This is a genomic window from Microbaculum marinisediminis, assembly GCF_025397915.1.
Lineage (GTDB): Bacteria > Pseudomonadota > Alphaproteobacteria > Rhizobiales > Tepidamorphaceae > Microbaculum > Microbaculum marinisediminis.
This window is the reverse complement of record NZ_JALIDZ010000015.1, coordinates 56,017-70,523: the sequence shown is the minus strand read 5'-3', so window position 1 is coordinate 70,523 and position 14,507 is coordinate 56,017. Positions and strand designations below refer to the sequence as shown.

At 69.7% G+C, this 14,507-nt stretch carries 12 protein-coding genes; 7 read left to right on the top strand and 5 right to left on the bottom strand.

The features are described from left to right. Positions 1-62: 62 nt before the first annotated feature. Positions 63-950, top strand: coding sequence for a branched-chain amino acid ABC transporter permease (locus MUB46_RS23525; RefSeq protein ID WP_261618416.1), 888 nt, complete (start codon positions 63-65; stop codon positions 948-950). After that, the gene (locus MUB46_RS23520; RefSeq protein ID WP_425256305.1) at positions 950-1,939 is read left to right on the top strand and encodes a branched-chain amino acid ABC transporter permease; all 990 of its coding nucleotides are present in this window, start codon (positions 950-952) and stop codon (positions 1,937-1,939) included. The genes MUB46_RS23525 and MUB46_RS23520 overlap by 1 nt, the downstream gene beginning before the upstream one ends. A gap of 47 nt (positions 1,940-1,986) precedes the next feature. Here the strand turns inward: MUB46_RS23520 and MUB46_RS23515 are convergent, their stop codons facing one another. Together MUB46_RS23515 and MUB46_RS23510 are read right to left on the bottom strand one after the other, a co-directional pair. Continuing rightward, positions 1,987-3,156, bottom strand: a complete 1,170-nt coding sequence (locus tag MUB46_RS23515) for a DUF3095 domain-containing protein (RefSeq protein WP_261618415.1) — start codon at positions 3,154-3,156, stop codon at positions 1,987-1,989. 197 nt (positions 3,157-3,353) lie between these two features. After that, positions 3,354-3,605: a DUF6455 family protein gene (locus MUB46_RS23510; protein ID WP_261618414.1), complete on the bottom strand. Its 252-nt coding sequence runs from the start codon at positions 3,603-3,605 to the stop codon at positions 3,354-3,356. Positions 3,606-3,837: 232 nt separating this feature from the next. Between MUB46_RS23510 and MUB46_RS23505 the strand changes: the two genes are divergently transcribed. Then, entirely contained in the window at positions 3,838-4,101 is a 264-nt protein-coding gene (locus tag MUB46_RS23505; RefSeq protein WP_261618413.1) for a helix-turn-helix domain-containing protein, read from the top strand. A gap of 23 nt (positions 4,102-4,124) precedes the next feature. Next, positions 4,125-5,876: a SulP family inorganic anion transporter gene (locus MUB46_RS23500; protein WP_261618412.1), complete on the top strand. Its 1,752-nt coding sequence runs from the start codon at positions 4,125-4,127 to the stop codon at positions 5,874-5,876. 57 nt (positions 5,877-5,933) lie between these two features. Here MUB46_RS23500 and MUB46_RS23495 read toward each other — a convergent pair whose 3' ends face one another. The 3 genes from MUB46_RS23495 to MUB46_RS23485 all read right to left on the bottom strand — a co-directional run bounded on the left by MUB46_RS23495 (position 5,934) and on the right by MUB46_RS23485 (position 11,060). Beyond that, positions 5,934-7,577: an FG-GAP-like repeat-containing protein gene (locus MUB46_RS23495; RefSeq protein WP_261618411.1), complete on the bottom strand. Its 1,644-nt coding sequence runs from the start codon at positions 7,575-7,577 to the stop codon at positions 5,934-5,936. 142 nt (positions 7,578-7,719) lie between these two features. Continuing rightward, on the bottom strand, positions 7,720-8,622 hold the full coding sequence (locus MUB46_RS23490) for a hypothetical protein (RefSeq protein ID WP_261618410.1): 903 nt from the start codon (positions 8,620-8,622) through the stop codon (positions 7,720-7,722). Further along, on the bottom strand, positions 8,619-11,060 hold the full coding sequence (locus MUB46_RS23485) for a Lon protease family protein (RefSeq protein ID WP_261618409.1): 2,442 nt from the start codon (positions 11,058-11,060) through the stop codon (positions 8,619-8,621). The genes MUB46_RS23490 and MUB46_RS23485 overlap by 4 nt, the downstream gene beginning before the upstream one ends. A 185-nt stretch (positions 11,061-11,245) precedes the next feature. On the opposite strand from MUB46_RS23485, the gene pdhA reads away from it, so the two are divergent. The 3 genes from pdhA to MUB46_RS23470 are packed head-to-tail and all read left to right on the top strand — an operon-like array spanning position 11,246 to position 14,357. After that, positions 11,246-12,313 carry a pyruvate dehydrogenase (acetyl-transferring) E1 component subunit alpha gene (pdhA, locus tag MUB46_RS23480; protein ID WP_261618408.1) on the top strand — a complete coding sequence of 356 codons (1,068 nt, stop codon included), beginning with the start codon at positions 11,246-11,248 and terminating at the stop codon, positions 12,311-12,313. Beyond that, positions 12,310-13,302 (top strand): alpha-ketoacid dehydrogenase subunit beta, encoded by a 993-nt coding sequence (locus tag MUB46_RS23475; RefSeq protein WP_261618407.1) that lies wholly within the window; start codon positions 12,310-12,312, stop codon positions 13,300-13,302. The genes pdhA and MUB46_RS23475 overlap by 4 nt, the downstream gene beginning before the upstream one ends. Then, positions 13,299-14,357 carry a dihydrolipoamide acetyltransferase family protein gene (locus tag MUB46_RS23470; RefSeq protein ID WP_261618406.1) on the top strand — a complete coding sequence of 353 codons (1,059 nt, stop codon included), beginning with the start codon at positions 13,299-13,301 and terminating at the stop codon, positions 14,355-14,357. The genes MUB46_RS23475 and MUB46_RS23470 overlap by 4 nt, the downstream gene beginning before the upstream one ends. Positions 14,358-14,507 lie beyond the last annotated feature (150 nt).

Here is a 14,507-nt window from a genome sequence, read left to right as displayed (position 1 = left end):
GGGGCGCGGCGGACCGCCGCGCCCCGGCTGCAACCAGGCGTTCGCGACCGGGAAGACACGTCATGTTCGAGCTCCTAGGCATCCCGCCACAAGCCCTCTTCGGCCAGCTCCTGCTCGGCCTCATCAACGGCTCGTTCTATGCGATGCTGTCCCTGGGCCTGGCCATCATCTTCGGCCTGCTGAACATCATCAACTTCACCCACGGCGCGCAGTACATGCTGGGCGCGTTCGTCGCCTGGATGCTGCTCAACTTTCTCGGCATCGGCTACTGGTGGGCGCTGCTCCTGGCGCCCCTCATCGTCGGCGCCACCGGCATCGTCATCGAGCGGCTGCTGATCTCGCGGCTCTATCACCTCGACCATCTCTACGGCCTGCTCCTGACCTTCGGCCTGGCGCTGATCCTGCAGGGCGTGCTGCGCAACGAATACGGCATATCCGGCCTGCCCTACGGCATGCCGTCGGCGCTGTCCGGCGGCCAGAACCTCGGTTTCATGTTCCTGCCGAACTATCGCGGCTGGATCATCGTCGCCTCGCTCGTCGTGTGCCTCGGCACCTGGTTCGTCATCGAGAAGACGCGGCTCGGCGCCTATCTGCGCGCCGCCACCGAGAACCCGACCCTGGTCGGCGCCTTCGGCATCAACGTGCCGCTGATGATCACGCTGACCTACGGCTTCGGCGTCGCGCTGGCCGGCTTCGCCGGCGTGCTGGCCGCCCCCATCTACGCGGTCAATCCCAACATGGGCGCCGACCTCATCATCGTCGTCTTCGCCGTGGTGGTGATCGGCGGCATGGGCTCGATCATGGGCTCGATCCTCACCGGGTTCGGCCTCGGGCTGATCGAGGGCCTGACGCGGGTCTTCTACCCGGAGGGCTCCGCCGTCGTCATCTTCGTCATCATGGCCATCGTGCTGATGATCAAGCCGGCCGGCCTGTTCGGGAGGACCGCCTGATGGTTTCCGTCACCGACAATCAGCCCACACCGGCCGGTGCCGGCGGCGCGGCCAAGGTGATGGGCATGCCCGCCTACCACATGGTGATCTTCGCCCTGCTCCTGGTCGCCGGCATCGCCGCGCCCTTCCTGCTCTACCCCGTCTTCGTGATGAAGGTCCTGTGCTTCGCGCTGTTCGCCTGCGCCTTCAACCTTCTGCTGGGCTTCGGCGGCCTGCTGTCCTTCGGCCATGCCGCCTATTTCGGCTCGGCGAGCTACGTCTCCGCCTACGCCGCCAAGACGTGGGGCCTGTCGCCCGAGCTGTCGATCCTGGCCGGGACGGCGACCGCCGCCGTGCTGGGGCTCGCCTTCGGGTCGCTGGCGATCCGCCGGCAGGGCATCTACTTCGCCATGGTCACGCTCGCCTTCGCGCAGATGATCTTCTTCTTCTCGCTGCAGGCGCCGTTCACCGGCGGCGAGGACGGCATCCAGGGCGTGCCGCGCAACGACCTGTTCGGCTTCGTGCCGATCGACGACCACCTCGCCACCTACTGGATGGTGCTGGTGATCTTCTTCGCGGGCATCCTGTTCATCTACCGCGTCGTCCATTCGCCCTTCGGCCAGGTCCTAAAGGCGATCCGCGAGAACGAGCCGCGCGCGATCTCGCTCGGCTATCGCGTCAACCGCTACAAGCTGACCGTCTTCGTGCTGTCGGCCACTCTCGCCGGGCTGGCGGGCGCCACCAAGGCCTTCGTCTTCCAGCTCGCCTCGCTGACCGACGTGCACTGGACGATGTCGGGCGAGGTGGTGCTGATGACGCTGCTCGGCGGCATGGGCACCGTCTTCGGGCCGATCGCGGGCGCGGCCGTGATCGTCACCATGCAGAACTATCTGGCGACGTTCGGCGCCTGGGTCACGATCATCCAGGGCACGATCTTCGTCATCGCCGTGATGCTGTTCCGCGAAGGCATCGTCGGCGTCATTCAGAAATGGGTGAAGAAGCCCCTGTGAGCCCCTGAGTGCCGACGTGAGCCGGCCGCGCGCCGGCCCCCTCGGCGCTACGCGGCCGCGGCGCGCGCGGCGATCCGCCCCTTGAGCGCGACGGCCGCCTGCGCGTAGCCGCCAGCGGCGCCGTCGATGAAATGCATGTGGTCGTCACTCATCACCGAGGGCACCAGGCAGGTCATAAGCGCGGCGTCCTGGGTATGGATGCCGTAGTCGGCGATCCCGTCGGCCTGCGCCGCCTCCAGCGCCCGGCGGATCCCGGCTTCCACCTCGGCATTGCAGTCGAGCGTCATGCGCAGGCCGTCGTCGAACTTGCGGAAATCCGAGTTCAGGACGCTCATGGCCCGGTAGGCGTCGGGATCGAACCCGCCGAAGCGCCAGTGGTTGCGGAACAGCACCCAGCCGAAAACGGAGACCGCCACCAGCTTGAGATAGGTGAGCGTCCGGCCGACCGCGCCCCTGGCGGCCCGCGCCTCGATCGCCAGGCCCGACGAAAACACCGTCGGCACCATGCTCTCCGCCGACACCGGCACCGCCCGGTCCGGCGCCGCGTCGGCGATTTCCGAAATCCGCGTCACCAGGGCGGCGAAATCGGCCTCGTCCGCGCCGGGCGCCGGCACCGCGATCAGTGACACGATGCGGCCGTTGCGCGAGGCGAACGGCTCCCAGCGGCACGACAGGCCCGCCAGATCCGGCCAGGCGTCCTGCGGCGCCTCCGGCAGCGCGATCCGGCCGGCCTTCAGCGCCTGCTCAGCCCAATGCACGCCACCGCCGGAAAACAGCGCGAACGAGAGCTTCGGCGACACGCCGAACCGGGCGACGCGCACGTCGTGCCCGGCCGCGCGGATATCCTCGACCGGCACGAGCCCGACCCGCAGCTCCAGGTCGAGCGCCGTCGCGGCGAACCGGCGCACGCGGGCGAGCGCGTCCGCCGCCGCCGCCGCCGCGTCCGGCGGCACCGCGATCGCCGCGCCGTCGCCACCGAAGGCGAAGGGGTAATTCCGGGTCTTCAATGCGTTCATCGTCGCCGCGATCACCGCGGCGCCGACCATGTTGACCGCCTTGTACTGCCCCGCCGCGATCGCCCGGGTCGAGTCCTCCACGTCGGCGACGCCGACATGCCAGCCGTCGGGCAGCGACACGTAGCGCGCCGTGTCGCCGACGGTCTCGAACCGGTCGATGAGCGGAATGCGGTCGTAGAAGGCGTGCAGGGCGTCAGCCATCGGATCGTCCGGCGTTTCGGCGGCAGTCGGTCGGCATGCTCTCTTGCGGCATGCCCTGCCGTTATCTGCTTGTAGCCTACGCGGCAGGCAAGACGGCGGACGAGATCCGGCCGGTCACGATTGCGTGCACGGCCGGCAGGTCGGCGGGCGGAATGCGGCCGCCCGCTGCGTCTGGTCGGTGGTGATCCGTCGTGCGCTCAGGCGGCCATGTCGGCGAACAGGCGGACATTGGGGCAGAACGCCTCGGCGCCCTCCGTGCCCGTGGTCGTCGCCATCCAGTGCTCGCACTCCTCGAGCGACCGGCATCCCATGCAGCGCCGTGCCGCCCCTTCCAGGGCGAGCGCGTCGTTCATGCCCAGGGCGTCGCCCTCCAGCGCACCGAAGCGGCGCATCATCTCGCCCATCAGCTTGGCGTGACGGTCCTGGTTCCTGATCAGACGTTCGAACATGGCGTCCTCCGTTTCGCGGCGCCGCCCCGCTCGCAACCGGAGCGTCTGCCGCCTCGAAGTCACTGTCTCAGCCGGCGAAACAAGTTTCAATTGAAACTAATACGGATCGTAGTTCTACGTACCCGGCAGGTTGAAAAGGCACAAATGACGTATAAAACGTCACTATCGCTAGACAGAACCGGAATTCTATGATTTAAGGCAGCATCGAAAAACCCATCTCCGGATCGACCGCATGATCTCCTCCGGCCAGTTGCGCGCCGCCAGGGCGCTTCTGGGCATCGACCAGAAGACGCTGGCCGAGCGCGCCGGCATCTCGCTCGCCACCATCCAGCGCATGGAGACGAGCGGCGATGTCGTGCGCGGCGTCGTCGACACCCTGACCAAGGTGGTCGCGGCGCTGGAGGAGTCGGGGATCGAGTTGATCGGCGAGAACGCCCAGAGCCTGGCCGGTGGCCGCGGCGTCCGCCTCAAGCCGAAGCACCCGGAGGCCGGCTGACGCCCGCAACCAACCATTCTGCCATGATCGACAACGCTGCCCGTGGACTACGCCATATCGACTGGCGCCTGTTCGTACCGAAGCTCGTGACGACCCTGCGCGAGGGCTACGACCTCACCGCCTTCCGCCACGACGCCATCGCCGGACTGACGGTCGCCATCGTCGCCCTGCCGCTCGCCATGGCGCTGGCGATCGCCTCCGGCGCCTCGCCGGCGCAGGGGCTGATCACCGCGGTCGTCGCCGGCTTCCTGATTTCCGCCCTCGGCGGCAGCCGCTTCCAGATCGGCGGGCCGACCGGCGCCTTCGTGGTCGTCGTCTACGGCGTCATCGACCAGTATGGCTACGACGGCCTGCTGCTGGCCACCCTGATGGCCGGCGTCATGCTGATCGTCGCCGGCCTCGCCCGCTTCGGCACCTGGATCAAGTACATCCCCGACGCGGTGGTGACCGGCTTCACCTCCGGCATCGCCGTCATCATCTTCTCCAGCCAGATCAAGGACATCTTCGGCCTGCAGATGGCCGACGTGCCCGCCGAGTTCGTCGACAAGTGGCACGCCATGTGGGTCGCCCGCGACACCGTCGATCCGGCGACCGTGGCGATCGCCGCCGGCGCGCTGGCGCTGATCCTGGCGCTACGCCGCTACGCCCCCAAGGCGCCGGGCTTCCTGATCGCGGTGGTGCTCGCCTCCCTCGTCGTCGCGCTGGCCGGCCTGCCGGTCGACACGATCGGCTCGCGCTTCGGCGGCATTCCCAGCGAAATCCCGATGCCGCGGATGCCGGAGATCGGCCTGGCGCGGATGGCCGAGCTTCTGCCCAGCGCCTTCACCATCGCCTTCCTCGCCGGCGTCGAGTCCCTGCTTTCGGCCATGGTCGCCGACGGCATGACCGGCCGCCGCCACCGCTCCAACTGCGAGCTGGTGGCGCAGGGCGTCGCCAACACCGCGTCCGCCCTGTTCGGCGGCCTGCCGGCGACCGGCGCCATCGCCCGCACCGCCACCAACATCCGCGCCGGCGCGCGCTCGCCGATCTCCGGCATGCTGCATGCAGCCTTCCTGCTGCTGTTCATGCTGGTCGCCGCGCCGCTGGCCGCGTTCATTCCACTGGCCAGCCTCGCCGCGGTGCTGGTCATCGTCGCCTGGAACATGAGCGAGGTCGAACGCTTCCGCCAGCTCATGTCGGCCCCGCTCGGCGACCGGCTGGTGCTGCTCGTCACCTTCGGGCTGACGGTGCTGGTCGACCTGACCGTCGCCATCGAGGTCGGCGTGGTGTTCGCCGCCGTCCTGTTCATGCACCGCATGAGCGAGGTCGTGGCGATCGGCCGCCCCGGCACCGCGATCATCGAGCGCGACGAGGACGACGAGACCGTGCACGCCCACCGCCGCGGGCTGATCGATCTCGACACCCTGCCGCCCGAGATCCAGGTGCTGCAGATGCGCGGCCCCCTGTTCTTCGGCGTCGCCAACCGCCTCGCCGACGTCGTCGACCGCATCGGCACGCCGCCGCGCGTCTACATCATGCGCATGCGCGAGGTGCCGATCATCGATTCCAGCGGGGCGTCGCGGCTGCGCGAGTTCCTCAACCGGGCCAGGCGCCACCATGCCACGGTGATCCTGTCGGGCCTGCAGCGCGAGCCCAAGCGCACGCTGATCGCCATGCGTATCCTGCACCCCGGCGACGGGGTCCGGCTGGCGCCGGACTTCGCCGCCGCCATCGACCTCGCCGACAGGCTGATCGCCGACCAGCCGACCACCGACAGGACGCCGGCCGCCGAATAGCCGGCCGCCGACCAGCCGGACAGCCGGCCGCGCGCCTACGCTCCGGCGCGGATATCGCTATCGCACCCGCAACCGCACCGAACGGCTCGCCACGGCGCCGGCGTCGTTGCTGACGGTGACGCGATAGATGCCGGCATGCCGCTTCTTCGGGCGCTTGATCGTCAGCACCGGGCCGTCGGACGCGACCGGCTTGCCGTCGCGCGTCCAGGCGTAGGACAGCGGACGGCCGCCCGACGCGGCCACCGACAGCCGGACCGTCTTCCTGTCCGTCCGCTTCACCGTGGCCTTGACCGGCTGGCGCACGATCGTCGGCACCGTCTGCGCACCGACCGGGCCGGTGTTGAGGTACGTGGCGGTACCGAAATCCCCCCCGCCGAACGACATGTTGATGATGTCGCTCAGCCCGTCGCCGTTGACGTCGCCGGGCAGCGCCATGCCGTGATAGAGGTAGGTGTCCTCCGGCGGCATGAACAGGCTCTCGTCGTGGCGCGAGAAGAAGCCGGCGCCGTCGTTGATGTAGAAGACCGGCGGCGCGCCGTCGCCGACGCCGCCGAAGGTGACGAAGTCGGGATGGCCGTCGCCGAAGAAGTCGGCCGGCATCACGTGGTTGAGAAACTGCCCGTCGCTGTCCTTGATGGGGCCGCCGAAGCGCGTCTTGGTCTCGTCCCGGAACTGGCCGTTGCCGCGATTGATCAGGACCTGGATGCCGTAGCCGTGGAACGTCGGCACGTTGCCGTGCTGGGCCATGATCAGGTCGGTGAACCCGTCGCCGTTGATGTCGGCGGTACGGATGTCGACGGTGTTGGTGCCGTCTCCGTAGCGCCCGCGCGGCAGGACGACGTCCGGCGTATCGGACCGGAAGATCGTCTTCCGGCCCGTGTTGAAATAGATCACGTTGCGCTGCAGCCGGTCGCGATTGCCATTGCCGTTGGAGCCCAGGATCAGGTCGTCGCGGCCGTCGCCGTTGACGTCGGCCAGCGCCGCCGACGAATAGTACGTGTCCGGGCCGAGCACGTCGTCGGCGAGCTTGCGGGAGACGCCGACCGCGTTGCCGCGCTTGCCGAGCAGCATATAGGGCCGCGACTTGGGCGACTTGCCGAAGCCGTTGCCGACGAAGACGTCGCCGCGCCGGTCGCCGTTGACGTCGCCCAGCGCGGCGCCGTGGGTGAAGTCCTTGAACTTCGGGAAGCCCCTGGTCACCTTGGTGTGCTTGCCGCCCGCATTCGACATCAACAGCGCGTTGCGTTCGCCCGGGAACGGGTCCGTGTCGTAGCCGTGCCCGGCGATGAACACGTCGGCGCGCCCGTCCCGGTTCAGATCCTTCATCTGGATCGCGCGCGGATGGGTGAAGGATGGGGGCTTGGAGACCAGCGCCGTCGTCCGCTCGACCAGAACGCCGTTGGCGTCGGGCGAGAGCACCACGATCCGCTCGCTGCGGTTCGTCTGCGGCGGATAGTGGCCAAGCCCCACCACCAGCTCGTCCCGGCCGTCCCCGTCCATGTCGCCGACGGCCTGGGCCAGGATGCCGGCGTCGTCGGGCCGCGCCGGCTGGGCGCCCGGGATCATCGCGCCGAAGCCCGGACGGTCGCCGGTCGCGGCGCCGGCCGCCGCGACGACCGGCGCCTGCTGGGCATGAGACGAACCACTCGAAATCGCGGCAAGAGCCACGGCAAAACCAGCCAAAGCGAGCCTGGCCTTCATCAAGGTCTCCGAATGTGCGCTGTCAGGGGACGAACCGCCCCGAGGGGTTGAATCCGCGCTATCTTACGCACCGTCAGCGCACGCGGGAAGCGCCGCGTTTCGACGGGCCGTATTTGGCTTAACGCGATGCGACAGGAGGCGGTTACGCCGTCTCCGGCCTCCCCAAGCGTTCGTTCGCGGGTTCGTTGGCGGGCTCGCTTGCCGGCGCACCGGCCGGCTCGACCAGAAGCAGCGGCACCGATTGCAGCGCGGCCAGCGCGGCAGGCTTGTCGCCGTCGCCCTCGCCGAAGGCGCCGCGGGTCACCACGATCATCCGTTCGCGCAGACCGTCGATCGCCGAGGACAGCGAGCGGATGTCGCCGAGTGCGGACCGCGCCACGCTCAGCCGCGCGACCGGGATGCCGGCCGCGCCTGCGCTGTCCGGCGCCGCCTCCGCCTCGCGCTTGAAGGCCTCGATCACGATCAGGCTTTCCTGCGCCGCCGCGGCGATCGTTTCGGCGGTGGCAAGGCTCGGGTCGTCGGGGGATGTCGCGATCGCCACCACCGGCCCGCGCGCCCGCGCGATGCGGCGCGGCAGATACAGAACGGTGGCCGCCGACTCGAAGGCCGCCTTCACCAGTTGCGGGAACGGCGCGATGGCGCGTTCGGCCGGGTTGTGCGGCTCGGCGATGATGACGATGTCGCTTGCCTGTGAGACCGCCTTCATCGCCTCGCGAAGCGCCGCCCGCACCACCTCGAAACGGCTCGGCACGCCGAGCGTCTTCGCCGTCTCGTCCAGCATGCGCCGCGCCGACAGCGCGCACAGCTCGATGTCGCGCGTCAGGCTCTGGGGCTCGAGCGGCCGCCAGCGTCGGCCCAGAAGCTGGAATTCACGCGCGCCCGGCCGCTGCGCCGGCGCGAGCATGCCGGGGTCCTCGATGAACAGGCCCATGAGATCGAGACGCAACAGGCCCGCGAATTCCGCGGCAAGCCGCACGGTCGTCCGGTCCGGGGTGCTCTGATGCAGCCCCATCACCACCCGTTTGTAGGCGATGCGCGCGGTCATGACTTCGCCTCCGAACCGCCCTCGCCGCCGCGCCCGAAGCTGCGGCGGATTTCGGCGAACCGCTGCAGGCGGTCCTCGACCGCCCGGTAGACGCTGCCGTCGGGATAGCGCCCGTCGGCGCCGCGGGTGCCCGCCGGCCTGCCGGTCAGCAGCGCGATGCCCTGGTCGATGGTGGCGATCGGATAGACCGCGAACCGGCCCGCCTTGCAGGCCTCGACCACGTCGTCGCGCAGCATCAGGTGGCGCACGTTCGCCTCCGGGATCAGCACGCCCTGGCTTCCGGTCAGTCCGCGCGCGTTGCAGATGTCGAAGAAGCCCTCGATCTTGTCGTTGGCCCCGCCGATCGCCTGCACGTCGCCGTGCTGGTTTACCGAGCCGGTCACCGCCAGGTCCTGCCGCAGCGGGATCTCCGCGATCGCCGACAACAGCGTGTACAGCTCCGCCGAGGAGGCGGAATCGCCCTCCACCCCGCCATAGGACTGCTCGAACACGAGGCTGGCCGACAGCGACATCGGGATGTCGAGGGCGAAGCGCCCCGACAGGAAGCCCGCCAGGATCAGCACGCCCTTGGAATGGATCGGCCCGCCGAGCTCGACCTCGCGCTCGATGTCGACGACCTTGCCGCTGCCCGGCGTCACCTGGCAGGTGATCCGCGACGGCCGCCCGAAGGCGAAGCCGCCGAGCGACAGCACGCTGAGGCCGTTGAGCTGGCCGACGCGCGCGCCGTCGGTGTCGATCAGCGCCACCTTGTCCAGGATCATCTCCTGGCTGCGGTCGCGCAGGCGCGCGGCCCGGCGGATGCGCTCGTCCAGCGCCTTGCGCACGTCCGCGCGCGCGACGGTCTCGCGCGTCTCCGCCCCGGCCCAATAGTCGGCCTCGGCGAGAATGTCGCGGATCTCGTCGACCATCAGCGTCAGCTTGCCGGCGTTCTCCGCCAGCCGCGAGGCGTGCTCCAGCACCAGCGCCACGGCGTCGCGGTCCATCGCCTTCAGCTCTTCGCGGGCCAGGATCGAGGCGACGAAGCGGGCGAGGATCGCCTCGTTCTCCGGCGAGCGTTCGAAGTCGTCCTCGAAGTCGGCGACCACCTTGAAGTGCTCGCCGATCTCCGGATCGATCGACGACAGCATGTAGTAGAGGACGCGGTCGCCGAACAGCACCACCTTGACGTCGAGCGGGATCGGATCGGGCTCCAGCGAGATCGTGCTGCTCATCCCGACCAGCCGGCTCACGTCCTCGATGACGATCTTCTTCTGCCTGAGCGCGCGCTTCAGCGCCTGGTAGCTGAACGCCTCGGTCAGCAGGCTGCGCGCGTCCAGCATCAGATAGCCGCCGTTGGCCATGTGCAGGGCGCCCGGCTTGATCAGCCGGAAATTGGTGATCAGCACGCCCTGCCGGGCGATGTGCTCGATGCGGCCGGTCAGGTTGGGCAGGGTGGGATGCAGCTCCTCGATCACCGGCGCCCGGCCGTCGCCGGCCTCCGCGCTGACCAGCACGTTGACCTCGTAGCGGTCGAATGGTCCGCCGATCATGTCGCCGGACTCCGCCGGCTCGCCGCCGCCGGCCTGGCCGACGAAAATACTGATGTTTTCGATCAGGTCGGCCTGCACCGCGTCCAGATGCGCGGCGACGCGCTCGATATCGCCCACCTTCTGCACCGCCTCGGCGATCGGCTGCTCGACGGCGACCTGCGCGGTCTCGGTGTTGACCCGGCGGATCTCGTCGCGCCGCTCCTTCTCCCACTGCGGGATCTGGTGGATGATGTGCTCGAGGTCCTTCTCCAGGGTCTCGATGACCGCCTGGATCTTGTCGCGCTCGTCTTCCGGCAGCGCGTTGAACTCGTTGGGCGGGATCACCTCGCCCTCGCGCGCCGGCATCAGCGTGAAGCCCAGCGGCGTGCGCACGATGACGATGCTCTGCGCCGCCGCCTTCTTCTGCAGCTCGGCGAAGGCTTCGGACTGCTGCTTCTGGAACGCCTCGTCGATGGACCCGCGCCGGGTCTGGTATTCCTCGCTCTGGAACACCGCCGGGATCGCCGCCTTCAGGGCCTCGATCAGCTCGCCCATGGCGTCGCGGAACTGCGCCGCGCGGCCCGCCGGCAGGGCGATCGCGATCGGCTTCTGCGGCTCCTTGAAGTTGTTGACGTAGACCCAGTCGGTCGGGGCCGGCCGGTCCTCGGCGGCCTCCTTGAGGACCTGTTCCACCGCCTTGCGGGTGAGCGCGCCGGCCGGACCGATGGCGAACAGGTTGAAGCCCTGCCTGACGATGCCGGTGCCCACCGTGATCGCGTCGAGCGCCCGGCTCTGGCCGATCAGCCCTTCGACCGGCTCCAGGTCCGCGGTCGTCTTGAAGTCCAGCTTCGACAGATCCGCCGCCCTGTAGAGCCGCTCTATGGGGAGTGGCGTCGCGTTTTCGCCGGTTTCAGGCGCGTTTTCTGCCATTTCCAGGTCCAATCCCTGCCGTTCGGGTGGGTGTGCGCGCATTCTGGCAAAGCCGCCCGGCCCCGTCGATAGGCGCCGACGGCCCGCGACAAGCCGTCCTACCGCGACATCGCGATAATACTGTGTCGCAGCGCCATCGACCCCGTTCCCGTGGTATAGGAAATCAAATCCGCAGGAGCATCGGCATGACGACAATCGCCGAGTTCAGCATCGGCTCGACCCGCATCCTCGATCCGTCGGGAGCGGTTGTCGGCGACCTTCCGGATTTTGCCAGCGACAGGGACGAACTCGTCGCGCTCTACCGCGCGATGGTGCTGACGCGCGCCTTCGACGCCAAGGCCATCGCCCTGCAGCGCACCGGCAGGCTCGGCACCTACGCCTCCTCGCTCGGCCAGGAGGCGGTGCCGGTCGGCCTCGCCGCCGCGATGCGGCCCGACGACGTGCTGGTGCCGAGCTTCCGCGAGCACGGCGCCCAGCTCTGGCGCGGCGTCACGCTGGAAGAGCTGTTCCTGTTCTGGGGCGGCGACGAGCGCGGCAACGACTTCGCCGGCCCGCGCGAGGATTTCCCCACCTGCGTCCCGGTCGGCACCCACGCCCCCCATGCCGTCGGCGTCGCGCTGGCGATGAAGCTCAGGCAAGAGCCGCGCGCCGCCGTCTGCGTCTTCGGCGACGGGGCGACGTCGAAGGGCGACGTGCTGGAAGCCCTCAACATGGCCGGCGTCTGGCAGGCCCCCGCCGTCTTCGTCGTCAACAACAACGGCTGGGCGATCTCGGTGCCGCGCGCGCGCCAGACCGCCGCCGAAACGCTGGCGCAGAAGGCGATCGGGGCCGGCATTCCCGGCGAGCAGATCGACGGCAACGACGTCATCGCCATGCGTCACGTCGCCGACCGCGCGCTGGCGCGCGCCCGTTCCGGCGGCGGACCGACGCTGATCGAGGCGGTTACCTACCGGCTGTCCGACCACACCACCGCCGACGACGCCAGCCGCTACCGCGAAGACACGGACGTGAGCCCGCACTGGAAGCAGGAGCCGCTCGTCCGCCTGCGCACCTACCTGACCGCGGCGCACGGCTGGACCAAGGCGGACGAGGAGGCGCTGCTGCGCGCCTGCGACGACGCGGTCGACGCCGCCGCCGAAACCTATCTGGCGACGCCGCCGATGCCGCCCGACGCGATGTTCGCCCACACCTTCGCCGAGCTTCCCGCCGACCTGGAAGCGCAGAAGGCCGCGCTGACCGGAGGCGACGAATGAGCGGGACCGGCGCGGAAATCAGTCTCGTCGGCGCCGTCAACCTGGCGCTCAAGCGCGCCATGGCCGACGACCCGGCGGTGCTCGTGCTCGGCGAGGATGTCGGCATCGACGGCGGCGTGTTCCGCGCCACCGAGGGCCTCTGGCAGCTTTACGGCGAGACCCGCGTGCTCGACACCCCGCTCGCCGAGGTCTCGATCGCCGGCGTCGCCATCGGCCTCGCCGCCCAGGGCTTCCGGCCGGTCGCCGAGATCCAGTTCACCGGCTTCGCCTATCCCTGCGTCGACCAGATGATCAATCACGCAAGCCGCCTGCGCACGCGCACGCAAGGCCGCCTCACCTGCCCGATGGTGCTGCGCTCGCCCGGCGGCGGCGGCATCCGCGCCATCGAGCACCACAGCGAAAGCCCGGAAGCGATTTTCGCCCACATGCCCGGCCTGCGCGTGGTGATGCCGTCCTCGCCCGCGCGCGCCTACGGCCTGCTGCTGTCGGCGATCCGCGACCCCGATCCGGTGGTGTTCATCGAGCCGACCCGGCTCTACCGCGCCGCCCGCGAGGCCGTGGCCGATACCGGCGAGGGCCTGCCGCTCGATACCTGCTTCGTCCTGCGCGAGGGCCGCGACCTGACGCTGGTAAGCTGGGGCGCCATGCTGAAGGAGACGCTGGAGGCGGCCGATTTGCTGTCCGATCAAGGCATCGCGGCCGAGGTGATCGACGTCGCCACGCTGAAACCCCTGGACGAGAAGACGATCCTGGACTCCGTCGCCCGCACCGGCCGCGTCGTCGTCGTCCAGGAGGCGCCGATCACCTGCGGCTACGGCGCCGAGATCGCCGCCCGCGTCGCCACCGGCGCGCTGACGAGCCTGCTGGCGCCCATCCAGCGCGTCGCCGGCTGCGACACGGTGATGCCCTATCCGCGCACCGAGGAACACTACATGCCGTCGGCGGCACGCATCGTCGCCGCGGCGAACCGCGTGATGGCCTACACATGAAGACCTTCAACCTGCCCGATCTCGGCGAGGGACTGCAGGAGGCGGAAATCGTCACCTGGCACGTCCACGAGGGTGACCATGTCGTCGCCGAGCAACCGCTCGTGTCGGTGGAGACCGAGAAGGCGGTGGTCGAGATCCCCTCGCCGCGGTCCGGCCACATCGAAAAGCTCCGTGCCGAGGAAGGCGCGATCGTCGCCGTCGGCGCGCCGCTGGTCGATTTCGCCGAGGGACCACGCGCCGATACCGGCGCCGTGGTCGGCGAGCTGGAGGAAGCGGCGCCGGAGACGCCCAAGCCCCCCGCCGCGAAACCGCCGGCAGCGCCGCCCGGACAAGTCCGCGCCGCCCCCGCCGTGCGGGCGGCGGCACGCGAGCGCGGCATCGACCTGTCCACCCTCACCGGCACCGGCCCGGACGGCGCGATCACGCTCGCCGATCTCGGCCCCTCCCAAACAGGCGCCCCCCTGCGCGGCGCGCGCCGCGCGATGGCGCTCAACATGGCCAGGGCCTGGGCCGAGGTCGCCCACGCGACGATCCAAGACGCCGTCGATATCGATCCGTGGCCGGCCACACCCGACGTCACCGGCCGCATGATCCGCGCGCTGGCGACCGCGTGCCGGGCGGAGCCGTCGCTGAATTCCCGGTTCGATCCGCGCGGCCCGAGCCTCCAGCCGATGGAGACGGTCGACATCGGCATCGCCATCGACAGCCCGGACGGCCTGTTCGTTCCGGTTCTGCGCGACGCGGCGCGCCTGAGCACCGCCGATATCCGCGAGAAAATCGAAGCCTTCAAGGACGGCGTGGCCCGGCGCACGCTGCCGCCGGACGCCTTCCGCGACCCGACCATCACGCTGTCGAATTTCGGCACCATCGCCGGCCACCACGCCGCGCTGATCGTCATGCCGCCGCAGGTCGCGATCCTCGGCGTCGGCCGCATGGTCACGCGGCCGGTCCGCGCCCTGCCCCTGTCGCTGTCCTTCGACCACCGCGCCGTCACCGGTGGCGAGGCGGCCCGCTTCCTGCGCGCCGTCATGGACGACCTCGAGAAACCGACGTGAGGGCGTCGATATGGAATGCCAACGTTCCTGGCCCATCCTCCGAGACGGGGCCTGCGCCCCGCCTCGGGATGAGGTCTGGAATTGGTGCGCCATGCGCCTCATGCTGAGGAGCGCTCTTCGGAGCGCGTCTCGAAGCATGGGCGACACCGC